At 63.7% G+C, this 21,880-nt stretch carries 19 protein-coding genes; 9 read left to right on the top strand and 10 right to left on the bottom strand.

Annotation, left to right across the window (positions count from 1 at the left end; all coding sequences use genetic code 11):
* Positions 1 to 112 precede the first annotated feature (112 nt).
* The gene (locus tag QF038_RS03140; RefSeq protein ID WP_307608659.1) at positions 113 to 460 is read right to left on the bottom strand and encodes an L-rhamnose mutarotase; all 348 of its coding nucleotides are present in this window, start codon (positions 458 to 460) and stop codon (positions 113 to 115) included.
* A gap of 152 nt (positions 461 to 612) precedes the next feature.
* Between QF038_RS03140 and QF038_RS03135 the strand changes: the two genes are divergently transcribed.
* Positions 613 to 1,635, top strand: a complete 1,023-nt coding sequence (locus QF038_RS03135; protein ID WP_307608657.1) for a LacI family DNA-binding transcriptional regulator — start codon at positions 613 to 615, stop codon at positions 1,633 to 1,635.
* A gap of 15 nt (positions 1,636 to 1,650) precedes the next feature.
* Here QF038_RS03135 and QF038_RS03130 read toward each other — a convergent pair whose 3' ends face one another.
* Positions 1,651 to 2,028, bottom strand: a complete 378-nt coding sequence (locus QF038_RS03130) for an STAS/SEC14 domain-containing protein (protein ID WP_307608655.1) — start codon at positions 2,026 to 2,028, stop codon at positions 1,651 to 1,653.
* A 156-nt stretch (positions 2,029 to 2,184) separates the two neighbouring features.
* On the opposite strand from QF038_RS03130, the gene QF038_RS03125 reads away from it, so the two are divergent.
* From QF038_RS03125 to QF038_RS03105, 5 genes are all read left to right on the top strand, one after another.
* Positions 2,185 to 2,817 carry an AAA family ATPase gene (locus QF038_RS03125; RefSeq protein ID WP_307608653.1) on the top strand — a complete coding sequence of 211 codons (633 nt, stop codon included), beginning with the start codon at positions 2,185 to 2,187 and terminating at the stop codon, positions 2,815 to 2,817.
* Between the two features lie 76 nt (positions 2,818 to 2,893).
* A complete protein-coding gene (locus QF038_RS03120) occupies positions 2,894 to 3,103 on the top strand; it encodes a hypothetical protein (protein WP_307608651.1) in 210 nt (69 codons plus the stop codon).
* Positions 3,104 to 3,193: 90 nt separating this feature from the next.
* A complete protein-coding gene (locus QF038_RS03115; protein ID WP_307608649.1) occupies positions 3,194 to 3,733 on the top strand; it encodes a hypothetical protein in 540 nt (179 codons plus the stop codon).
* 101 nt (positions 3,734 to 3,834) lie between these two features.
* Positions 3,835 to 4,530 (top strand): alpha/beta hydrolase, encoded by a 696-nt coding sequence (locus QF038_RS03110; protein ID WP_307608647.1) that lies wholly within the window; start codon positions 3,835 to 3,837, stop codon positions 4,528 to 4,530.
* A 237-nt stretch (positions 4,531 to 4,767) separates the two neighbouring features.
* Positions 4,768 to 6,048, top strand: coding sequence for a Gfo/Idh/MocA family protein (locus tag QF038_RS03105; protein ID WP_307608645.1), 1,281 nt, complete (start codon positions 4,768 to 4,770; stop codon positions 6,046 to 6,048).
* Between the two features lie 62 nt (positions 6,049 to 6,110).
* On the opposite strand, the gene QF038_RS03100 is transcribed toward QF038_RS03105, so the two are convergent.
* The 5 genes from QF038_RS03100 to QF038_RS03080 form a co-directional block, all read right to left on the bottom strand.
* Positions 6,111 to 7,370, bottom strand: a complete 1,260-nt coding sequence (locus tag QF038_RS03100) for an MFS transporter (RefSeq protein WP_307608643.1) — start codon at positions 7,368 to 7,370, stop codon at positions 6,111 to 6,113.
* Between the two features lie 61 nt (positions 7,371 to 7,431).
* Positions 7,432 to 8,130, bottom strand: a complete 699-nt coding sequence (locus QF038_RS03095) for a Poxvirus protein I5 (protein WP_307608641.1) — start codon at positions 8,128 to 8,130, stop codon at positions 7,432 to 7,434.
* Positions 8,131 to 8,149: 19 nt separating this feature from the next.
* Entirely contained in the window at positions 8,150 to 9,067 is a 918-nt protein-coding gene (locus QF038_RS03090) for a carbohydrate ABC transporter permease (RefSeq protein ID WP_285249656.1), read from the bottom strand.
* Positions 9,064 to 10,014 carry a carbohydrate ABC transporter permease gene (locus tag QF038_RS03085; RefSeq protein WP_307608637.1) on the bottom strand — a complete coding sequence of 317 codons (951 nt, stop codon included), beginning with the start codon at positions 10,012 to 10,014 and terminating at the stop codon, positions 9,064 to 9,066. Before QF038_RS03085 ends, QF038_RS03090 begins: the two co-directional genes overlap by 4 nt.
* Positions 10,015 to 10,062: 48 nt before the next feature.
* Positions 10,063 to 11,352 (bottom strand): ABC transporter substrate-binding protein, encoded by a 1,290-nt coding sequence (locus QF038_RS03080; protein WP_307608634.1) that lies wholly within the window; start codon positions 11,350 to 11,352, stop codon positions 10,063 to 10,065.
* A gap of 176 nt (positions 11,353 to 11,528) precedes the next feature.
* Here QF038_RS03080 and QF038_RS03075 point away from each other — a divergent pair, with 176 nt between their 5' ends.
* Both QF038_RS03075 and QF038_RS03070 read left to right on the top strand, forming a co-directional pair.
* Positions 11,529 to 13,544, top strand: coding sequence for a beta-galactosidase (locus tag QF038_RS03075; RefSeq protein ID WP_307608632.1), 2,016 nt, complete (start codon positions 11,529 to 11,531; stop codon positions 13,542 to 13,544).
* 247 nt (positions 13,545 to 13,791) lie between these two features.
* Positions 13,792 to 16,215 (top strand): DUF222 domain-containing protein, encoded by a 2,424-nt coding sequence (locus QF038_RS03070; RefSeq protein WP_307608630.1) that lies wholly within the window; start codon positions 13,792 to 13,794, stop codon positions 16,213 to 16,215.
* A gap of 353 nt (positions 16,216 to 16,568) precedes the next feature.
* Here QF038_RS03070 and QF038_RS03065 read toward each other — a convergent pair whose 3' ends face one another.
* From QF038_RS03065 to QF038_RS03055, 3 genes are all read right to left on the bottom strand, one after another.
* Complete coding sequence (locus tag QF038_RS03065) at positions 16,569 to 17,933, bottom strand: ABC transporter substrate-binding protein (RefSeq protein ID WP_307608628.1); 1,365 nt, start codon at positions 17,931 to 17,933, stop codon at positions 16,569 to 16,571.
* Between the two features lie 240 nt (positions 17,934 to 18,173).
* Positions 18,174 to 19,118: a carbohydrate ABC transporter permease gene (locus tag QF038_RS03060; RefSeq protein WP_307608626.1), complete on the bottom strand. Its 945-nt coding sequence runs from the start codon at positions 19,116 to 19,118 to the stop codon at positions 18,174 to 18,176.
* Positions 19,108 to 20,052 carry a carbohydrate ABC transporter permease gene (locus tag QF038_RS03055; protein WP_159828263.1) on the bottom strand — a complete coding sequence of 315 codons (945 nt, stop codon included), beginning with the start codon at positions 20,050 to 20,052 and terminating at the stop codon, positions 19,108 to 19,110. Before QF038_RS03055 ends, QF038_RS03060 begins: the two co-directional genes overlap by 11 nt.
* A gap of 377 nt (positions 20,053 to 20,429) precedes the next feature.
* Here QF038_RS03055 and QF038_RS03050 point away from each other — a divergent pair, with 377 nt between their 5' ends.
* Complete coding sequence (locus QF038_RS03050) at positions 20,430 to 21,698, top strand: ABC transporter substrate-binding protein (RefSeq protein WP_307608624.1); 1,269 nt, start codon at positions 20,430 to 20,432, stop codon at positions 21,696 to 21,698.
* The last annotated feature ends 182 nt before the right edge of the window (positions 21,699 to 21,880 follow it).

Here is a 21,880-nt window from a genome sequence, read left to right as displayed (position 1 = left end):
GGTGTCTTGGTGTGTGGTCTTGGTGTGTGGTCTTGTTCAGAGCCTTGGTGTGGTGCAGCATGGCTGGCCGTGCGGCAATGCTCCCGGCCCGCTGCTGGAGCGGCAGGTTGCCTCAGCCGGCGGTTGCTTCTGCCGCCGCCAGTTGGCTGTCGAGGTTGAACACTTCCTCCAGGACCTGGAACCCCTCATCGGGTGCCTGGTCCGTGTTCTCGAAGAGTGTGGCCATTTCCGCCTGCCAGCGGGCGTTCACATCGGCCAGGGCCATCCTGGCCCGGGCGGCATCAAAGTCGTCGCACTCGAGGTAGCCGATCAGGAGCCCGTCCTCTGCAAGGAAGAGCGAGTAGTTGTTCCAGCCGGCATCCTTCAGGGCGCGGAGCATTTCCGGCCACACGGCTGCGTGCCGCCGGCGGTACTCGTCCATCAGCGCCAGCTGGACCGACGACCGGAAACACACCCTCATGGGAAACTCTCCTGAACTCATGCATCTTTGAATCGTTTCATTGTTACGATTCAAAGTACTCTTGAACGTGAGCAGGTGTCAAGCAATCCGGGCCCTCTTCTTCAGCAACACTGCCGGATCCACAGGCATTCGAACCATCAGCACGGAGAATCATGAACCGCACAGCCAGCATCAAGGACGTAGCCAACCATGCCAGCGTGGCGGTGGGCACTGTTTCGAATGTGCTGAACTACCCGGACAGGGTCTCGGAACGGACCAAGGAGCGGGTGCTGCGGGCCATCGACGAGCTCGGCTTCGTGCGCAATGACGCCGCCCGCCAGCTGCGCGCCGGCCACAGCCGCACCATCGGCCTGATCGTCCTTGACGTTGGCAACCCCTTCTTCACTTCCGTGGTGCGGGCAGCCGAGGATGCGGCCGCCCTGCAGGGAAGTGCCGTACTGCTGGGAGACAGCGGCCACGATGCCGGCCGCGAGGCAAACTACATCGATTTGTTCCAGGAGCAGCGCGTCCAGGGCCTGCTCATCTCGCCCGTCGGCGATGTGACGGAGCGCCTGGACCTCCTCCGCGAGCGCGGGGTGCCAACAGTCCTGGTGGACCGGCTGGCGGACGAGGAAAAGTTCAGTTCAGTAGCAGTTGACGACGACGCCGGCGGTTACCTCGCTGCCCGGCACCTGCTGGATACCGGCCGCCGTCGGCTCGCCTTTGTGGGTGGCTCAACTGCCATCCGCCAGGTGGCGGACCGACTGCAGGGCGCCCGGCGCGCGGTGAAGGATGAGCCGGACGCCACCCTGGAGGTGCTGGCGTCGGAGGGCATGACAGTCCTGGCCGGACGCAGCGTGGGCAACACCCTGGTGGAGCGGAACCGGGAGGACCTGCCGGACGGGATCTTCTGCGCGAACGATCTTCTGGCGCTGGGGATCATGCAGTCACTGACCATGACGCACACCCTCCGGATTCCGGAGGACATTGCCTTGATTGGCTATGACGACATCGACTTCGCCGTTTCCGCAGTAGTGCCTTTGTCCTCCATCCGGCAGCCCACCGAAGCCCTGGGCCGGACAGCCATCGAGCTTTTGGCCGAAGAGGTCGAAGCCCAGCATCCCCGGCACCGTGCAGTCATCTTCACGCCGGAACTGGTGGTCAGGCAGAGCACCGGGGCGCCGTCAGCGAACTGATCCCAGGCCCGCGGGTTACTCGTTGTCCTGCCGCAGCCACTTCATCGACTCGGTCCGGGACGTGAAAAAGCGGGTGGGACAGGGCGGAACGTGGACCCCCAGGAAGAAGTTCGCCAGGATCCGGTCCACAGGGCTGGCGCCCAGGAGGGCGATCCGGTGTGCGGCACACGGGATGGAAAAAACAGACCGTGCCGCCCTGGTGACTGATTCGGTGGTGGCCATGTCCACCAGCATGGGGTAGGTGGCATCCCCCGCTATGTCGTTGACCGCTGCCATAGCCGCCGCGGCGTCCTGTTGTTCTATCCGGACTTTCGGTTCCCAGATAAGGTGGATCACGCCGTCGGAACGCAATTCCACGGTGCCCTTGCCGCCGTCGACCGTTACTGGCTCCATGCCCTGCTCTCCCCTTCGTTTGCAGGCTCCCCCAATTCTGCTCCTGCTTTGACTTCCCGGAACCAACTTAGACCCCAGCGCCGTTCCAAGCGCATTCACAGCCTTTCCCCAGACTTCATGAACAGAAGCCACAGGCCCGGACGGTATGAAGGAAACATGACAGATCGCGGCAGACCGGAACCGGCACTTATTGTCCTGCTGGGAATCGATGGTGCCGGCAAGTCCACGGCTGCCAGGGAGGTGGAGAAGCTGCTTCCGGACACTCCGGTACTGGTCCTGGGCAACTACTCGGGCAGGAAAACCGTCCTTGCCCTTGCGCAGCGCTTCAATGCGCCCCTACCCGTCCACCTTGCCGATGTCCTGGAAACCACGGTCCGGGTCTTCAATGTCCTGCTCAACCATCTGCGGGCGGCCCGGTTCGAGGGCGTTGTCATCATGGACAGGCACCTCTACTGCCAGCTGGCGCTGCGGAAAGCCCGTGGCATCCGCCGCAGCCGTGGGCTCTCAACGCTGTTGCGGGTGCTCCCGCAGGCACAGGCAGTGGTCTACTTCGACGTCACAGCGGAGCAGGCTCATGAACGGATCATGTTGCGGGGCGAGGACCAGGAGAACCTTGGGGACCTTGAGAAGTTCCGGATGGGGTACGCCGGACTGCCCTGGTACCCCGGCTTTATCCTGGTAGATGCCGGTACCAGCATCCAGAGCAGCGCTGCACAGCTGAAGCAAGTGATAGCCGGTGTTACGGCACAGGCTGAGCCCCTGGCCCAGGCCCCGGCCCAGGGCCAATAGCCTCCAAGCCAAATGTCTTTCGGTCAACCCCGTTACTGCTCTTGTGGACCGGGGGGAGCAGAAGCAAGGATTGGCTATGGAAGACCTGCGGCACACAGCCAGAGCCCTGCTGCAGCGGAAGGATCTTGGCCTGATCGATCTGTGGGTTCTCTATTGGAACCACGGAGGGCACTGCCACCCCTTTGATTTTGATGCGTTTATCCACGAGATCATGCCCGCCAAGTGGTTCGATATGGAAGCCCTGCAGGTGGCGGTGGAACAGTTGTCGCTGGAAGCCGTTGCCTGAGCGCCGGCCTACAGCTCAAAGACCCGGCAAATCCGCTACCGCTGGCCGGAATCCCGGTTCACGTTCCAACCTTATGGGTAGGAATGAGGGATGAACGGCCCAAGCCAGGGCGGGGGCGGATTGGAGCAGCAGATGCAGGAGGCAGCACGGGGGCGTACCCTGCTGGTGGCCGCAGCAAGGGGCGCAGTCTGCGGCCTGGCAGGGGCGGCAGTGATGACGGCGAGCGAAAAAGTCGAGCAAATTTTAACGCAGCGGCCGGACTCTTATGTGCCGGCCCGGACGCTGCTGACCCTCCTCGGCAACAGGCCAAGGCAGGAGGACAAGCCCCTTTTATGGAATCACGCGATGCACTGGGGCACCGGGGCGGCGCTTGGAGCACTGCGCGGCATATGGTCGGCAACAGGCATCCGGGGTCCTTTTGCCACCATGAAGCACACGGGCTTCCGCCTCGCGTTCGACCAGACACTCGAGAATGCCACGGGGATGGGAGCCCCTCCCTCAACGTGGACTCCGCGGGAGCAGATTGTTGATGTATTGCATAAGGCGGTTTATTCGGCAGCTACAGGCCTGGCCGCCGACCGTTGGATCCCGCCGGCGCTCGAATCCCGTAAAGGGGCCACCAGCCACTAGGGCGGAGGATTGATGCACGGGTGTCCACGCGTCGCAGCTTTTTGGTTGGCGCCGCGGCGCTTTTGGCAGCTTCCGGCTGCGCTGCCTGCTCCGGAGTAGACATGGACCGTCCCCAGCAAGCGTCGCTGGACTTCGCCTCCTTGAAGGCCAGGCCCTCAGTCAATCCGGACCGGATCCCTGTCCCCGGGCAGCAGTCTTTGGCTCTGGAAGCTGTCCGGGACACGCTGCTCTACGTACCGCACTCCCTGCAGCCGGGCCGGCAGGCTCCGCTGGTCCTCCTGCTTCATGGAGCTGGAGGTGAAGCAGGCGGCGGATTAGCATTGTTGTCCGGTTTTGCCGAATCGCACAAGCTGATTCTGGCGGCGCCTTCTTCCCGCGGTTCTACTTGGGACGGTGTACGGGGAGCCTTCGGCCCCGACATCCGGATGATCAATAAAAGCCTGGAACGTATTTTCCAACTGGTGTCCGTGGATCCGGACCGGACGGCCGTGGGCGGCTTCTCGGACGGGGCTTCCTACGCCCTGGCCCTGGGCCTGGCGAACGGGGACCTCTTTTCAAAGATCATTGCGTTTTCCCCCGGATTTGTTCCACCGGTGCCGCGCCAGGGCAAGCCGCGTCTCTTCGTCTCCCACGGAGACTCAGACGGCGTGCTGCCGATTGACCGGACCAGCCGCCGCCTGGTTCCAGCCCTGCAAAGCGAGGGCTACGACCTGACGTACCGCGAGTTCCAAGGCGCTCATACGGTGCCTGCCGGCATTGTCCTCGAAGCTGTGGACTGGCTGGGCTGGCAGGCGTGACGCCATATTGCCAGGGCCTGGCAGTTCAGTATCGCGGCAAGAGGCAGGGAGCCATCAAGGCCGGGTCCGCGCGCGCTTAAGCATCAAACCAGCCCCCAGGACCAATGCAAGCCCACTTTGAATCGTTATATTACTGGACGGGAAGGCCGCCTGTGCTTCACACTTGAATCCGGAAAGCGCTTGCCCACATCGGGTCTCGCGCCGGGAAAACAGCCCTCCGGGGCCGAATGGAGCACCATGGGAACACCAACTGCCACAGACGCCGGGACCCAGGCCAGCGGGGATACTCCTGCAACCGATCCTCACACCACTGCAGTCCGGGCAGCGTCGGCAGGCGAATCTTCGCCCGGACTGGGCGATGGACGTGCAGCCAAGGTGGCGCTGGTAGGTGTCCACGGCTTCGGGACCCACCACCTGCGTAACCTTGAACGCCTCCAGGCCGCCGGCGTCGTCGATCTTGTTGCCGTGGCCGATCCCAATCCCCCTGCCGCGGGCTCGGTCCCTGAGACAGCGCATGTCTTCCCTGGCCTTACGGAACTGCTCGCGGAGACCAGCGGCCTGGACCTGATCATTGTTGCCACCCCCATCCAGACGCACGCGCCGCTGGGCCTGGCAGCCCTGGCCACCGCCGCCGACCTCTACCTGGAAAAGCCTCCCGTCGCCTCGCTGGCGGACTTCAACCGAGTCGTCGACGCAGCCGCTGCCTCCGGCCGAAGTGTGCAGATCGGGTTCCAGAGCCTGGGCTCGCAAGCACTGGCGGGCATCGAAAAGCTCCTCGCCGACGGCACCATCGGAACCTTGCAGGGCATCTCCGCGACCGGCCGCTGGGTCCGGGACCGGGCGTACTACAAGCGGTCCCGGTGGGCCGGCAGGCGGACCATTGACGGCGTGGATGTGGTGGACGGCGTGGCCACCAATCCCCTGGCGCATGCGGTGGCAACAGCACTGAGGATCGCCGGGGCTCGCACGACGGCGGACCTTGCATCGCTCGAAACTGAGCTGTACCGCGCCAACCAGATCGAGTCCGATGACACATCAGTGATCAGGATCCGCACCAGCGCCGGCCTGCCCATCACGTGCGCCCTGACGCTGTGTGCCACGGAATCCGTGGAACCGTATGTGACGCTCCAGGGCTCGGCCGGCACCGCCGTCTTCCACTACACGGAGGACCGCCTGGCCGTTGAGACGGCGCAGGGCCGGACCGAGGAGGTCTTTGGCCGGGATGACCTGACTGAGAACCTGCTGGCCCACCGCAGGAACGGCACCCCGCTTCTGAGCCCGCTCCTGGACAGCGGCGCCTTTATGCTCGTCCTGGAAGCCATCCGCACCGCGCCGCTGCCCGCACCGATTGACGGAAAGCACGTCCAGTGGGAGGGCGAGGGAGATTCGGCCCACGCCGTGGTCCCCGGCATCGAGGATGCCCTGGAACGCTCGGGCGCGCAGCACGCCACGTTCAGTGAGCTGGGACTCCCCTGGGCCACCTCGGCACCGCACGGGTTCAGCCTGCCGGGATCCTGAATGGCTTCCTGAAAGCGCCGCCCGCCGGTGGCTGGTCAGCCCCGGCGGCGCAGCCTAAGGAATTAGGGGCGCAGGCGGCGGGAGTTCCGCCACAGCAGCAAACCGATCACGACGGCGGACAGGATACCTCCGGCACCGGTGGCCACCAGCCCCAGGCGCACCCCCAACTGCTCAGTCAGCCAGCCGGCCAACAGCCCGCCCATCGCGTGTCCGCCCAGCAGCAGCGGCAGGTAAAGCGCCATCACCCGGCCCCGGATTTCGGGGCCTGCCTCGAGCTGGACGGCGGTGGCCGCACTGGTCAGGAACAACAGGGTCATCAGGCCGACCACCACCAGCATCACGGTGAAGAGGATGAGGTTGGGCATCAGGGCCGCAACCAATTGGGCGAGCCCAAAGAGGCCGGCCGCCAGGACAATCCCCTTCCGGCCCAGCGTCCGCAGGCGCGCGGCCAGCAACGCACCGGCCAGGGCACCAACTGCGCTGACAGTGTTGAAAAGGCCGAACCCTTCAACGCCGTTGTGCCAGACGCGTGCTGCAAAGGCAGCCAGCACCACGGGACCGTTCATTCCAAACATCCCCAGCAGCCCGGCCAGCGCGATGATCAGCAGCAGGGAGGGCCGGTCCTTGACGTACCGGAACCCGGCCAGGAGCTGGCCCCTTCCCCGTGCCGCGGGAGTGCTGGGGTGCAACTCGGCGGGGCGGATAGCGGCGATCATGCACAGGACCAGCACGCACAGCAGGGAGTTGGCCGCGAATGCTGCTGCTGAACCGGCCTGGGCAATGAATGCCCCGGCCAGCGCCGGCCCGGCCATAGCGCCCAGCTGGCCGATGGCATTGTTGAGGCCGATGGCGGGGCGCAGCGCGGTATCACCCACTACTTCATTAACGAAGACGGTGGTGGCGGGCTGATTGATGGCCGACGTAACACCGAGCGCGATGCAACTGGCGTAGACGGCCCAGACGGTGATGGTTCCGCTTGCTGCCCATGCGGCAAGTCCCATGGCAAGCAGTGCGATAACGGCCTGGCAGGCCAGCATGATGCGGCGCTTGGGAAAGAGATCCACCAACAGGCCGCTGAGCGGGCCCACCACCAGCATGGGCAGGAATTGCAGGGCAACAGCCACACCCACTGCGGCGGGACTGCCGGTCAGCTGCAGCACCAGCCAGTCCTGCGCCAGCCGCTGCATCCACACCCCCACACTGCCGGTGAAGAGCAGCACCAGGAAGATCCGGTAATTGCGCTGGGTCAGGGGCTGGTACCACGGCGGCTGGTTCTGTGAAGGACGGAGAGACTGCTGGGAACGTTGGCGGTCGGAAGACACGTCGGACTCAACTCAATAGTGACGGACAGGACCGGGGATGCCTGGTGGGGAGCTGGATACTTCAGGCGCGGTTGGAGCGCATTTTGACGGCGGCCGAGGCCAGGATCAGGATGCCGGGGACCACCACGAACAGCGCTGCAAGCATCCAGACGAACACCACGGCCCCGAAGAGCGCCGCAATCAGCAGGAGGGATCCCGTCCAGTCCCGCACGGACACGGCCTGCCCGGTTTCGAGGGCGGAGCGCCAGGCGCTGCGGGCGTCGGAACTGCGGGCGTGTGCGTTGCGGGCGTCTGCGCTTCCGGCCCGGGCGCGTAAATCCGCGCCACCGGAGACGTCGTGGCCCGTGAAGTCCGACCAGGCTGCGGTGGTGCGCAGGAGCAGGACGGCACCCGCGGCGGCGAGGACCAGCGTGGCAGGCAACACCACTTCCCGGCCGGGAAGCTGCCCCACCCAAGCGAGCAAAAGGTTAAGGACAATCACGACGGCGGCTGCCGCCGTCGTAATTCCCAGCTTCCAGCTGCCGGGCAGGGCAGCCTTGAACGTGCCCCAGAGGCCGCGGACGGAATCGTCACGGCCGGAGAGGTGACGTTCGAGATGGGTGATCCCCGCCGCATAGGCGGCGGGGATCGTCACGAGCGGGATGGACAGCACCAGTACCAGCACGCCGGCCAGGAGGGTCTCGGAGAACAGCGCGAAGCGGTTGACCGGGACGGGTTCGTGGTGGTTCTGTGCGGGGGTGGTGCTGTCCATGACGCTCATTTTCTGTTGGATTCTTCCGTTAGCCCTTGAGGCCCTGGGTGGAGACGCCTTCGACGATGTAGCGCTGGAAGACCAGGAAGAAGATCAGCACCGGCAGCAGTGCGAGGACGGACATGGCGATCATGGCGCCGTAGTCCGAGCTCTGGGTCTGGTCCACGAAGAGGCGCAGGGCCAGCGGCAGCGGGTACTTTTCGGGCGTGTTCAGGTAGAGCAGCGGGCCCAGGAAGTCGTTCCAGCTCCAGATGAAGGAGAAGATCGAGGTGGAGATCAGGGCCGGCTTCATCAGCGGCAGCATGATGGAGGTGAAGATCCGGACGTGCCCGGCGCCGTCGATCCGCGCCGCCTCGTCCAGCTCAGCGGGCAGGTTGCGCATGAACTGGACCATCAGGAACACAAAGAACGCATCGGCGGCAAGGAACTTGCCGATCAGCAGCGGGACGTAGGTATCAACGAGGCCAAGCTGCTGGAAAACGATGTACTGCGGAATGATCACCACGTGGAATGGCAGCAGCAAGGTGGCGATCATCATGCCGAAGAAAATGCTGCGGCCGGGGAACTTGATCCTCGCAAACGCATAGGCGGAAACCGACGCGGAGAGGATGGTTCCCACCACGGCGCCAATCGCCAGGATCAGCGAGTTGGTGAAGAACTGCAGGGTGGAGACGCCGCCGATGCCCTCCATAGCCGTGACGAAGTTGTCGAAGCTGAAGTTGCTCGACCACAGCGACGTGTTGCCTCCGCCGATCTCGGCGTTCGGTTTGAAGGATGAGGCGATCATCCACAAGCCCGGGTAAAGGACCACGGCCGTGAGTGCGAGAGCCACCACGTGGAAGAGGGTGCTCTTGGCGCGCTTGGCCCCTGCCGATTCGGACTTGGGGTTGTAGTGCGGCACCTGTGCGTCCGCAGTGGACTGTGTGGGAGTTGCCATGGTTGTCATTTAGCATCACCGCTGTAGTGGACCCAGGACTTGGACGTGCGGAAGAAGATGAGGGTAATGATGCCCACCACGATCACCAGCAGCCAGGCCATTGCCGAGGCATAGCCCATCCGGAAGTCGCTGAAGCCCCGCAGGTACAGGTAGAGGGTGTAGAAGAGGGTGGAGCCGGCAGGGCCGCCTTCACCGTTGGAGATGATGTAGGCCGAGGCGAAGATCTGGAACGCGTGGATGGTTTCCATCAGCAGGTTGAAGAAGATCACCGGGGAAAGCATGGGCCAGGTGATGTTGAAGAACTTCCGCACGGGGCCTGCACCGTCCATGGACGCTGCTTCGTAGAGATCATTGGGGATCTGCTTCAGGCCGGCAAGGAAAATCACCATCGGGGCGCCGAACTGCCACACCGTCAGGAGGATGAACATCGGCATGGTCATGGAGGGGTTGCCAACCCAGCCGCCCAGGTTGATCCCGAAGATGGACAGGCCCTGGTCCACGGGACCGTTGTCGCCGAACATGGCCTTCCAGACGATGGCGATGGACACCGACGCACCGATCAGGGATGGAGCATAGAAGGCGGAGCGGTAGAAACCCTGGCCGCGGCGCTTGCTGTTCAGCAGCATCGCCACCGCCAGTGCCGCGGCGAGCTTCAGCGGGGTACCGAAGACCACGTAGCCCACAGTCACGCCCACCGACTGCAGGAACCGTTCGTCCTGGAAGAGGGTGGTGTAGTTGTCCAGGCCGATCCACTTGGGCGGATCGAACAGGTTGTAGTTGGTGAAGGACAGGTAGAGCGAGGAAATCATGGGCCCGACAGTGAGGGCGATGAATCCCAGCAGCCAGGGCAGCAGGAAGGTGTAGCCGGCGCGGGCGTCCGCCCCGCGCTGCCTTGACTTGCGCAGCGCGGGAGCGGACGACGTCGAACGCCTGCTCAGTGTTGGGCTTTGAGTCACGAGTTCATTCCGTCAGTTGTGGACGTCTTGGTCAGACAGTCTGCCTGATCAGGCGTTCTGCTTGATGAGATCTTCGGCTTCCTTGAACCATGCGTCGGCTGCGCCGTCGATGGTCAGCTTGCCGTAGTTCAGGTCCGAGGAGACGCGCTTGAAGGAAGCTTCCAGGGTGCCGAAGCCCACAATGGGCGGCTGCGGAGCGTCCTTAAGGTACTTTTCAATGGACTTTTCGTAGTCCACTACCAGCTTGTCGGTGCCTTCGAAGGTGGTGCCGTCACGCTGGGTCTTCGACGCCGGAACACCGCGGGAGGTCTTGAAGATCTGGCCTACCTCGGGATCGTTGACCATGAAGTCGATGAAGCGGGCTGCAGCATCCTTGTACTTGGTCTTGGCGCTGGCCACCATGAGCATGGACGGCTTCAGGAACAGGCCCAGGTTGTCCTTGTCATCCGACGGGACGGGAACCAGCTTGAGCTCCTTCGCGCCGCTGTCCGCCAGGTAGCCGGCCATGAAGTTGTCCCACGTGACTTCGGTGGCGGTGACGTTGGAGCCGAACGGCGACTTGGGGGCGAGCTGGGTGACGCGCTCTTCAGAAACGATGGCAGGGGTGCCGCGCAGGCCTGCGGTGGTGTTCCACCACTTTTTCATGTCGTCCTTGGTGAAACCGAGCTTGCCGTCCTCGGTGAAGGCCTCGATGCCATTCTGGCGCAGCCAGATGTTGAACATCCACCAGACGCCGGTGTAATCCGTGGAGCCGAAGAGGGCGCTGTTGCTCTTGGTGCCCACCTCGGTGAGGAAGTCGTTGAATTCCTTGTAGGTCCAGGAGCCGTCCGGCTCTGCGACGCCCAAGGATGCCAGCTTGGCCGGATCGTAGTAGACGGCGAAGGCGTTGGTGCTGGTGGGGATGCCGTAGGTCTTGCCCTTGATCTGGCCGGAGGGCAGGAGGGACTTGTCAAAGGCGTCCGTGTTGATCTTGACGGTGCCCAGGTCCAGGAGCTGGTTGCGCTGGCCGTAATCACGCAGGTAGGACAGATCCCACTGCATCACGTCCGGCAGGCCGCCGCCGGCGGCCTCGGTGGCACGCTTCTGCCAGTAGCCGGCGAAGTCGGTGAAGTTGCCGTTGACCTTGATGTCCGGGTTCTTCGACTCGAACAGGGCAATGGCCTTGCGGGTGCGCTCGGCGCGGTCGTCGTTGCCCCACCAGGTGTAGTTGATGGTGACCGGCTTCTCCGCGGAGCCGGTTTCTCCGGAGGAGCTGGGGCCAGTTCCACAAGCCGCCAGTGCCGCGGCAGATGCGGTGCCGACGGCTACGGTGGTAAGGAAATGCCTTCTGTTGATCATGGGAGCCTCCTTGCTCGATGTGTGCAATCCCAGTGCCCGAATCTACAACGTGAGTAGTGAGCTGGCTTACACGGCTTCTGAAACGATACAATATCTGCATTCCCGGAAATGGGCAAGCGTTTTCCAAGATCTGATTTTCACGGCACATCCATCTTCCCAGCAGACAAAGGAGTCCCATGACTTTGCAGGAAACATCCAGCCCGGCCAGCGTCTGGAACAACATCGAAGGCATCGCCTACGGCGGCGATTACAACCCGGAGCAATGGCCCGTCAGCGTCCGGCTCGAGGACCTGGAGCTGATGAAGGAAGCGGGCGTGAGCTTCCTCAGCGTGGGAATCTTCTCCTGGGCACTGCTGGAGCCGACCGAGGGCACGTACGACTTCGCCTGGCTCGACGAGGTCATGGACAACCTGGCAGGAATCGGCGTCAAGGTGGCACTGGCCACGGCCACGGCCGCTCCCCCTGCATGGCTAGTACGGAAGCATCCGGAGATCCTGCCGGTCACAGCTGACGGAACCGTGCTGGGGCCGGGGTCGCGGCGGCACTACACGCCGTCGTCGGCCGTCTACCGCCGTTACGCCACTGGAATCACCCGCAAGCTGGCCGAGCGGTACAAGGACCACCCGGCCTTGGCGCTCTGGCACGTGGACAACGAACTGGGCTGCCACGTCTCAGAGTTTTACGGCGAGGAGGATGCCGCCGCCTTCCGGGCGTGGCTGGAGCGCCGGTACGGGAGCATCGATGAGCTGAACGCATCCTGGGGTACGGCTTTCTGGTCCCAGAACTACGGCTCGTTCGACGAGATCCTGCCGCCCGCCGTCGCGCCGTCCACGCTTAACCCGGGCCAGCAGCTGGACTTCCAGCGGTTCAACTCATGGGCCCTGATGGACTACTACCGGGAGCTCGTTGCCGTCCTGCGTGAGGTGACTCCCGGCGTGCCGTGCACCACCAACCTGATGGCCTCAAGCGCCACCAAGTCCATGGACTACTTTGACTGGTCCAAGGACCTGGACGTCATCGCCAACGACCACTATTTGGTGGCTGCCGACCCCGAACGGCAGATTGAACTCGCGTTCAGCGCGGACCTCACCCGCGGCATCGCGGGGGGTGACCCGTGGATCCTGATGGAACATTCGACGTCGGCGGTCAACTGGCAGCCGCGCAACCAGCCCAAGATGCCCGGCGAAATGCTGCGCAACTCGCTGGCCCACGTGGCCCGCGGTGCGGATGCTGTGATGTTTTTCCAGTGGCGGCAGAGCTTCGCCGGCTCGGAGAAGTTCCACTCGGCCATGGTGCCGCACGGCGGACGGGACACGCGCGTATGGCGCGAGGTGGTGGACCTGGGAACGGCCTTGAAGCGGCTGGCACCGGTCCGCGGTTCCCGGGTGGAGTCGCGCGTTGCCATCGTGTTCGATTACGAGGCGTGGTGGGCCAGCGAAATCGATTCCAAGCCGAGCATCGATGTGAAGTACCTGGACCTGCTGCGGGCCTTCCACCGGTCGCTGTTCCTGCGGGGCGTTTCCGGGGATATGGTGCACCCTTCTGCTTCCCTTGAGGGGTACGACCTCGTGCTGGCGTGCACCTTGTACTCGGTTACTGACGGGGCGGCCGCCAATATTGCCGCTGCAGCCTCCGCCGGCGCCACCGTGCTGGTGAGCTACTTCAGTGGCATTGTGGATGAGAAGGACCATGTAAGGCTGGGCGGCTACCCGGGCGCGTTGCGGGAACTGCTGGGCGTGCGGGTGGAGGAATTCCATCCCCTGCTGGCGGGCACGCAACTGAAGCTGAGCGACGGGGCGGTTTCCTCCGTTTGGAGCGAGCACGTTCACCTCGCCGGCGCGGAAGCCCTTCAAACCTTTACGGAGTACCCGCTGGAAGGCGTTCCGTCCTTGACCCGGCACTCCGTGGGCTCCGGGGCGGCCTGGTACATGGCCACGTTCCCGGACCGGGAAGGCATCGAGTCGGTTGTTGACCGGTTGCTGGAGGAATCCGGTGTTGCGCCAGTTGCAGCTGCCGATCCTGGTGTGGAGCTGACCCGGCGCCGCTCCGACGACGGCCGCAGTTTCCTTTTCGCGATCAACCACTCGCGTTCGTCCGGGACAGTTCAGGCTTCCGGTGTCGACCTGCTGTCCGGCGATCGGTTTGATGGCTCGGTTCCTGCCGGCGGAGTTGTGGTGGTTGCGGAGGACTGACGCGCTTCAGTTATCCACATAGGAGCGAGGGTAGTCAGGTTCTGTCAGTGCCCTTTGGCAGAGTTGTCCTATGGAGGCCATTGGGGATCAGCTCGCGGAGTTCGGCGGCTTTTTCATCGCGCCTGCACTGGTTCCTGATGGCTCCCTAGGCGCTGATTCTGCAGTTCAGCCTGATGCGACTTCGGGCGTTTGCCGGTCTGCTGCCCTGCGCGCCGGGATTGTCAGACCCCCTGACCAGAATGGGGTTATGGAAGCCATTGGGGAACGGCCTGAGTATTACGGCGGCAACGTCGTGGTGCTCGGACGGGCCGGGGTTGTTGCCTCGTCTGGCGCATTGGATCTCAGCGGTCCGGCCGCCGGCGCCTCGCGCCCTATTTCCGGCTCCTGCCCTAACGCGTACGACGACGGCACCCCGCTTAGGCCCGGCTGGCACCTTCACGCTGTACCCACCAAGGCCACCCAAGCTGGCGCCGCATCAGGCGCATCGGCCGCATCAGAAGCAGAGCCCACGCAGGCTGATTCCGCAGCAGCCACGTCTGTAACAGGGCCCGCGCACGCTGACTCCGAACTGGCCGCGCCTACAGAGTCTGAATCCCAACCAGTCGCATTGGCAGCCGAGCACACTCAAGCTGACTCCGAACCGGCCGCATTGGCAGCCGAGCCCGTGGAGGCTGATTCCGAACCGGCCGCATCGGCAACAGGGCCGACGGAGGCTGGCTCAGCCCCAGCCGGTTCTGTAACAGGGCCGGTCCCGGCAGATTCCCTGCTTGTTGGGGAGCCGCTGGGTCTGGCGGAGCTCGGCAGGCTCCTGGCGCAGGCCGCTGCCGCCGCGCCTTCGATTCTTGCCGGGGCCAGCTACGTTGAAGCCGCCAACTACGCCGCTGGAGTGGAAGATCTCTCCCGGACCATGGAGTACCTGCAGGTCCTCTGCGCCGGGACCGTGGACCGGACCCGCACCCAGGCCATCGCCGCCGCGGACGCCGCCCGCGCCAGCCGCTCCCACACCCGCACCGGCCCTGGCACCGGCAAGGGCTGGGTCACCGGCTGGGACAACGGCGTCGAAACCCTGAACGAAACAGACACCCACTGGCCGGGTGGATCTACACCCTGTGACACCGGGACCGTGAGCGCGACCGACTCCCGGGACCAGGTCGTCACCTCACCGGCCGATGACGGCTGCGCCAACACCGCCGAGTCTCTCCGGCTCCTGCTGCGGATCGGCAAAAGCGAAGCCAACCGCCGCCTGGCCCTGGCAAAAGACATCCTGCCCGCAACCACCCTCACCGGCGACACCATCCCCGCAGCCCGCCAGCACCTCGCCACCGCACTCACCCCCACCAACACCAGCCTGGACATCCTGAACACAGATGACAGCACCAACACCAGCGATGAAGACCAGGCCGAACAACCCGCTGCCTGCCCGGCAGTGTCTTCCCGGGCCGGGACGATCATCGCCCTGACCCTGAACCGGCTCCAGCACCTCACCACACCCGAAAAACTGGCCCTGATCGAAGAAAACCTCACCACCACCGCGGCCACAGCGGACCCCGACTTCCTCGCCCGCGTCGCCCGCCGCTGGGCCGACACCATCGACGCCGACGGCACCGAACCCAGCGAAGAAGCCCTCCGCCACACCCAAGGCGCCTTCATCCGCAAACCCCGCCACGGCCTGCACCACCTCGAAATCTTCGCCACCACCGACCAATACGAACACCTCCTCACCGTCATGAACACCGCCACCAACCCCCGCACCACCACACCCATGCACGGCACACTCACGGCAGCCGCCTCAGCGACCGGTGCCGCCCTGGCAACGGCCACGGAAACCAAGGTTGATGGCACCGGCACAACGGGCAGCCAGGAGCACGCCAGCCAGGACCACGCCAGCCAGGACGGATCAAACCAGGACGGGGTCTGGAACGAGACCAACACCGGCCCGGACCTGGACCGCCGTACCCGCCCCCAAAAACAACTCGACGGACTCGTCAGCGCCGCCAAAACAGCCCTGGCCACCAACACCCTGCCCACCACAGGCGGCAACCGCCCCCAAATCATCGCCACCATCAACTACCAACACCTCCTCCCCCACCACACCAGCGCCACGAACATCCCCACAGGCACAGAAACAAGCACCGGCACCACCCCCCGGACCAGCACCCCGCCAGGTCCGGGCACCGAGGACGGCAACGGGAACGGCACACACCCCAACGGCAGCGAAACCGGCACCGGCACGGGGAACTTTGTCTTCACCGGGCCCGTCGCCGCCGCCACCCTGCGAAAAATCGCCTGCGACGCCGACATCATTCCCGCCATCCTCGGCACCCACGGCGAACTCCTGGACCTCGGCCGCAAAACCCGGCTCTTCACCCTCGCCCAACGCACCGCCCTCACCACCCGCGACCAAGGCTGCGCCTTCCCCAACTGCACCATCCCCGCCCCCTGGTGCGAAGCCCACCACATCACCTACTGGTCCCACGGCGGCCCCACCAACATCGACAACGGAGTCCTCCTCTGCAGCGGCCACCACCACCTCATCCACAAAGAACAATGGACCATCACCACCACCAACAACACCCCCTGGTTCACACCCCCAAAACACCTCGACCCCCACCAAAAACCCCAACAAAACACCTACTTCAAACCACCCCCACCACCAACACCCCGCGAATAAACCCAGTAATCCACGCCCCGCGTCTGGCACGTGCACTGACAGCCAAAACTTTTGCGGGGTGTCCGCGGACGGCTCAATCTTGCGAGTACGCAGGCGGACTTTGATTGATCTCTCAATCGCCCCCCTCCGACAAAGGAGCCCCGGCAACTGAAGCCTCGGCCTCCTCCAGCCGCCGAGCAATAACAGGGTTAGGGGCCCACGAATTGCTTAACGAGCAGAAAGCCCCTTAAACAGCTCCATCCCGGGAGGAACCGAAGGTTCCCGCCGGGACGGAGCTGCCACCCGCCGTCGGACGTTATGAGCGGAGGAGGCGTCCACCCAAGTTGTCCAGAGCCGTGTTGGCGGCGTGAAGACTAGCTGCTGATTGCGGACTTCATCTCGTCGTGCGCCTTCTTGCCTGCTTCCTCCGTGGAGAGCCGTTCGAAGAGCACCTCTGAGGTGTAGCGCTTGATGATTTCCTGGATCGCGCCCGCACCCTTCGGCGGCGGAGCCGGAGCCTCACCGAGGTCATCCTTGATCTGGTCGATGAACTTAACCACCTTGACGTCGGAGGGGGTCAGCTTGGATTCGATGGCTGCCCGGACCTCAGAGTTGGGGTAGACGCCGCGGTCGGCCAGGAGGGCCTCGCCGGCCTTGACGTTGTTGGCCAGGAAGTTGATGAACTTGGCGGTTTCTTCCGGGTGCTTGGTGCGGGAAGAGGCCGACCAGAATTGTGACGCCTTGTACCAGAGCCCGGCATCATCGGCGGAACCGGTCTTGGTGGGGAACCGCAGGATCTTCAGGTCTCCACCGGATGCCTTTTCCAGAGCGGGAGCCTGGTTGGACCACCAGAAAGCCATGCCGTTCTTGCCTGTTGCGAGACCACTCTGGTCCAGCGGTGCGGCCTCGGCCTCTACCACCTCGGACGCGGACGGGACTGCCTTCTTCTCGCTGAGCTCCTTCAGGAACGCCCACCACTCGGCGATGTCGCCCGGCTCGAAGCCCAGCTTGCCGTCAGAGGTGTAGAGGGATTTCCCGTTCTGGCGGAGCCATACGCCCAGCGACGCCTCATCGGTTCCATAGGCGGCCGCACCGTAGGTGCCCTTGGGGGACTTGGCCGTAATGTCCGCGGCGATCCGCTCAAAATCCTCCCAGGTCCACTTGGAATCGTCCGGCAGCGGGACACCCGCGGCTTCGAACACCTTGGGGTTGGCCAGGATGGTGGCGGCGTTGATGCCGGCCGCGATGCCCGTCAGGCCATCTTCGCCCTTGCCGGCGTTGAGCGCGGCTTCGTCGAGCTTGGAAGTGTCGATGTCGTACTTTGAGAGGTCAAGAAGCGCGCCACGGCTTGAGTACTCGGTGATGTACTTTTCGTCCATCTGGATGATGTCCGGTGCATCATTGGCAGCAACCTGGGTAGCCAGTTTGTCCCAGTAGCCGCTCCAGTCGCCGAATTCCGGCTTGACCTTGATGTTGGGGTTCTCAGCTTCGAACTGCTTGATGGCTTCCTGGGTCAGCTGGGCCCGCTTGTCGCCGCCCCACCAGGAGAACCGCAGTTCAACGGGGCCATCGGAACTTTGCTGGCCGGATCCCGCGCCGCAGGCACTCAGGCTCAATGCCATGACGACGGCGGCGGCTGCTGCAATGCCGGTCTTGCGTAAGGGGCGGCGTCCGCCCGTGGATGGTGTTGCGGCCGGCTGCTTGGTTGCAGCAGAGGCAGAGCGGGAAAAAAGCGGCACTGGTACTCCGATCTTCTTTGATCATGTTGCTGGGGATGCGATGGGGAATAAACTCGTAAACAACAAGGGGTCGAAAGGCTGGAAAGCGTTTTCTGAGCCTAATACTACAAGTCCTCAACTTGTATCACAAGATGTTTTCAAAACTCTTCGCTGGCAGAAACAGCCCGTCGGTAGACGGGCCGTTTCCGGCGGGACTCGGCGCTGGCGCGGTCAGGAAGCTGCCAGGACCAGCCCCAGCGCCTACTTGATGCCGGTGGTGGCGATGCCCTTGATGAGGAACCGCTGGCCGAAGAGGAAGACCAGGAACACGGGCAGGAGGGACACGATGGACATGGCGAACAAGGATCCCCAGCTCGTGGCGGATTGCGAGTCCACGAAGGCCCGCAGGGCTACCGGAACGGTGAACATGTCGGGGTCCGTCAGGTAGATCAAGGCGCCGAAGAAGTCGTTCCAGGTCCAAATGAACGTGAAGATGGTGGTGGTGGCAAGCGCCGGAACCATCAGCGGCAGGATGACCCGCAGGAAGATGCGCGGATGGCCTGCGCCGTCGATCCTGGCGGCCTCATCCAACTCCCGCGGAATACCGCGGATGAACTGGACCATCAGGAACACGAAGAACGCATCAGTGGCCAGCAGTTTGGGAACCAGCAGCGGCCAGAAGGTGTTCACCCAGCCGATCTGCGAGAACAGGATGTACTGCGGCACGATGACCACGTGGAACGGCAGCATGATGGTCAGGAGCATGATGCCGAAGAACAGCTTCTTGCCGGTGAACTGCAGCCGGGCGAAGGCGTAGGCGGCCATCGAGCAGGAGATCAGGTTGCCCAGGATGGACCCGATCACCACAATGGCCGAATTGAGCATGTAGTGGCCGAACGGGTGGGTAAGTGCTGACCAGCCCGAAGTGTAGTTGCCCATCTCCAGGCTGTTCAGCCACAGGCCGGGCTCGCGGAAGATCAGCTCGTTGGGCCGCAGCGAGGACACCACCATCCACAGCAGCGGGTAGATCATCAGCCCGCCGGCAAGGATCAGGATCGCGTGCTTGATGAGGGCTTTGGTCCGCTGCGAGCGGCTGAAAGCCAGGGTGCCGCGGGACTCCCGGACTTTGGGCTTGCGGTGGTTCGTAGGCTTGCCGGCGCCTGACTTCTTGTCCGGGGCGGGCAGCGTCTCAAGCTTAGTCGTCATAGAAAACCCAATACTTAGAAGCGATGAAGTTGATGGCGGTGAAGACGCCGATGATCAGCAGCAGGACCCAGGCCATGGCGGACGCGTAGCCCATGTCGAACTGGCCGAATCCCTTTTGGTACAGGTACAGGGTGAAGAACATGGTGGAGTCCGAGGGCCCGCCGTTGCCGCCCGAGACGATGAACGCCTGGGTGAATGACTGGAAAGAACCGATGATCTGCAACACCAGGTTGAAGAAGATGATTGGACTCAGCATCGGCATGGTGATCTTCCAGAACTGCTGCAGAGTGGTGGCGCCATCAACCTTTGCCGCCTCGTAATACATGTTCGGGATCTGGCGCAGGCCGGCGAGGAAGATGATCATCGGGGCGCCGAAGGTCCAGACGTGCAGGAGGATGATCGAACCCAGCGCAGTGCTCGGATCCGAGATCCAGCCCGGACCCTGGATGCCGAACATGGCAAGGACCTGGTTCACCAGGCCCGTGGTGCCGAAGATCTGCTTCCACAGGATGGCCACGGCCACCGAACCGCCCAGCAGTGAAGGCAGGTAGAACACCGAGCGGTAGAAAGGCAGGCCGCGCAGCCCCTTGTCCAGGACGAGCGCAATCAGCAGGGCCACGGCGAGCTGGAGCGGTACACCGATAAACACGTAGGTGAAGGTCACCCGCAGCGAGTTGTGCAGCCGGGCATCGGTGAGCATTCGGGTGAAGTTCTCCAGCCCCGTCCATTCGGGCGGCTGGAGCAGGTTGTAATCCGTGAAGGACAGGTAGAGGGACATCAGCATGGGGCCGATGGTGATGGCCACCAGGCCAACCAGCCAAGGCAGCAGGAAGATGTAGGCGGCCTTGTTGTCCCGGCCGTTGGCCTTCTTCTCCTCGGCGGTGGCTTTGCCCTTGCGCCGCGAGAACGAGCTCAGTTCGCTGATGGCGCTCACTGCGGCAGCCCCGTTTCGTACTTCCCCGCTGCAGCCGGCATTCCTGCCGGGCGCGGTGCCCTGGGTATGTGCTTAGCGGCCATGTGGTCTCCTTTGGTCATCGTGGCCTCCACGTTTTGGTAACCGCAAAAGCGATCTAAGACGCATACCTCCCCGGCCCGCTTCCTGGAGAAGGTGGCAACGGCTTGGCGATCGTCTATGCGCCACGTGCGGTGGTGCGGTTGAAAAAGCGGCTCGGTACCAAAGTAAACGGTTTCTTGACTCTTGTATAGCCCTTTGTTAGTTTTTGAGAAAACGCTTTCTGTAGCAGGCGTCACATCACCCGGATTCACCTACTAAGGGGCAGGACAATGCGGTTTGGTCTCACGAAGTTATCAATGGCAACAGTTGGCGCGACAGCAGCACTTGCGCTGGTCCTCACCGGTTGCGGGAGCAGCCCGGAGGCAGGGAAGGTAGGGACGGTCGAGGATCCCGTCACCATCCGATTCGCCTGGTGGGGCAACGACTCCAGGGCCAAGACCACGCTCGAGGTCATCAAGGACTTCGAGGCCGCAAACCCCACCATCAGGGTGCAGGGTGAGAACACCGAATTCAGTTCCTACTGGGACAAGATGGCCACCCAGATCGCCGGCGGCACCACCCCGGATGTCTTCGCCATGAGCGGCGCCTACCCCAGCGAGTACGCCACCCGCGGCGTCCTGCTGGACCTGGACAAGGTCAAGGACCAGATCGATACGTCCAAGTTTGCCGAAGGGACCGTGGAGCTGGGCAAAATCGACGGCAAGCAGTACACCATCACAGCCGGCGTTAACGCCATGTCCATGGTGATCGATCCGAAAGTCTTCGAAGCCGCCGGGGTGAAGCTGCCGGACGACGAAACCTGGACCTGGGACGACTACGCGGACATCGCCGCAGAGATCACGAAAAAGTCCCCGGCCGGAACCTTCGGCACAACCCCCATGGCCAACGACTCGTTCCTGGCCGTCTGGGCACGGCAGAACGGGGAAGACCTCTACACCGATGACGGCAAGAAGCTGGGCATCAGCGAGGACACCGCCACCAAATGGTACGAGTTGAACAAGCGGCTGATGGAAACCGGGGGCGCCCCATCCGCATCCCAGACGGTTGAGGACGGCTCGGCACAGCCCGAGATGACCCTCATGGGCCAGGGCAAGCAGGGCATGAAGATCTCCTGGAGCAACCAGATGAATTCCTACTCGGGTTCGCCGCTGGTGATGATGAAGCTGCCCGGCGAGAGCAAGCAGCCGGGATCATGGCTGCGGTCCTCCATGGAATACGCCATCTCCTCCAAGTCGGCACACCCCAAGGAAGCCGCCATGTTCATCAACTACCTGGTGAACAACGTTGACGCCGCCACCAAGATCAAGAGCGACCGGGGCATGCCCGCCAACACCGAGCTCAAGGCCGCCATCACTCCCCTCCTGAAGGAATCCCAGCAGAAGGAAGCCGGGTACCTGGACCGCCTGGCCGAGATGACGATCGAGCCGCCGCTGCCGTTCCCCGCCGGATCATCCGCCACCATGGAGGTCCTCAACCGGTTCAACACGGATGTATTGTTCGGAAAGATCTCCCCGCGGGACGCCGCCAAGGGCTTTATCCAAGAGGTCAACTCGAACCTTGGCTAGTCCCGGGCTGAGGTCCGCCGTAACGATACCCGTCCTTACCAAACCGTGCGAACAGGAGGCAGGCCAGTGAACCGCACTGCCGGACAGAACAGCGCTGCGCTGAGGGGTGAGACTGCGCTGAGGGGTGAGACTGCGCTGAGGGGCGAGACTGCGCTGAGCCCCGAGACCGGGGTGCCTCGTGG

This window comes from Pseudarthrobacter sp. W1I19, from assembly GCF_030817835.1.
In the GTDB taxonomy this organism is placed as follows: Bacteria; Actinomycetota; Actinomycetes; order Actinomycetales; family Micrococcaceae; genus Arthrobacter.
The sequence above is the reverse complement of the archived record's forward strand: the minus strand, read 5'-3'. Positions and strand labels throughout refer to the sequence as shown.

What these genes read in the sequence shown, in the direction of transcription:
- QF038_RS03135 (WP_307608657.1), top strand. Translation starts at nt 613, where the DNA reads ATGAACCGCACAGCCAGCATCAAGGACGTAGCCAACCATGCCAGCGTG.
- QF038_RS03125 (WP_307608653.1), top strand. Translation starts at nt 2,185, where the DNA reads ATGACAGATCGCGGCAGACCGGAACCGGCACTTATTGTCCTGCTGGGA.
- QF038_RS03075 (WP_307608632.1), top strand. Translation starts at nt 11,529, where the DNA reads ATGACTTTGCAGGAAACATCCAGCCCGGCCAGCGTCTGGAACAACATC.
- QF038_RS03050 (WP_307608624.1), top strand. Translation starts at nt 20,430, where the DNA reads ATGGCAACAGTTGGCGCGACAGCAGCACTTGCGCTGGTCCTCACCGGT.
- QF038_RS03080 (WP_307608634.1), bottom strand. Translation starts at nt 11,352, where the DNA reads ATGATCAACAGAAGGCATTTCCTTACCACCGTAGCCGTCGGCACCGCA.
- QF038_RS03140 (WP_307608659.1), bottom strand. Translation starts at nt 460, where the DNA reads ATGAGGGTGTGTTTCCGGTCGTCGGTCCAGCTGGCGCTGATGGACGAG.
- QF038_RS03060 (WP_307608626.1), bottom strand. Translation starts at nt 19,118, where the DNA reads ATGACGACTAAGCTTGAGACGCTGCCCGCCCCGGACAAGAAGTCAGGC.
- QF038_RS03115 (WP_307608649.1), top strand. Translation starts at nt 3,194, where the DNA reads ATGAACGGCCCAAGCCAGGGCGGGGGCGGATTGGAGCAGCAGATGCAG.
- QF038_RS03120 (WP_307608651.1), top strand. Translation starts at nt 2,894, where the DNA reads ATGGAAGACCTGCGGCACACAGCCAGAGCCCTGCTGCAGCGGAAGGAT.
- QF038_RS03105 (WP_307608645.1), top strand. Translation starts at nt 4,768, where the DNA reads ATGGGAACACCAACTGCCACAGACGCCGGGACCCAGGCCAGCGGGGAT.
- QF038_RS03070 (WP_307608630.1), top strand. Translation starts at nt 13,792, where the DNA reads ATGGAAGCCATTGGGGAACGGCCTGAGTATTACGGCGGCAACGTCGTG.
- QF038_RS03130 (WP_307608655.1), bottom strand. Translation starts at nt 2,028, where the DNA reads ATGGAGCCAGTAACGGTCGACGGCGGCAAGGGCACCGTGGAATTGCGT.
- QF038_RS03095 (WP_307608641.1), bottom strand. Translation starts at nt 8,130, where the DNA reads ATGAGCGTCATGGACAGCACCACCCCCGCACAGAACCACCACGAACCC.
- QF038_RS03110 (WP_307608647.1), top strand. Translation starts at nt 3,835, where the DNA reads ATGGACCGTCCCCAGCAAGCGTCGCTGGACTTCGCCTCCTTGAAGGCC.
- QF038_RS03090 (WP_285249656.1), bottom strand. Translation starts at nt 9,067, where the DNA reads ATGACAACCATGGCAACTCCCACACAGTCCACTGCGGACGCACAGGTG.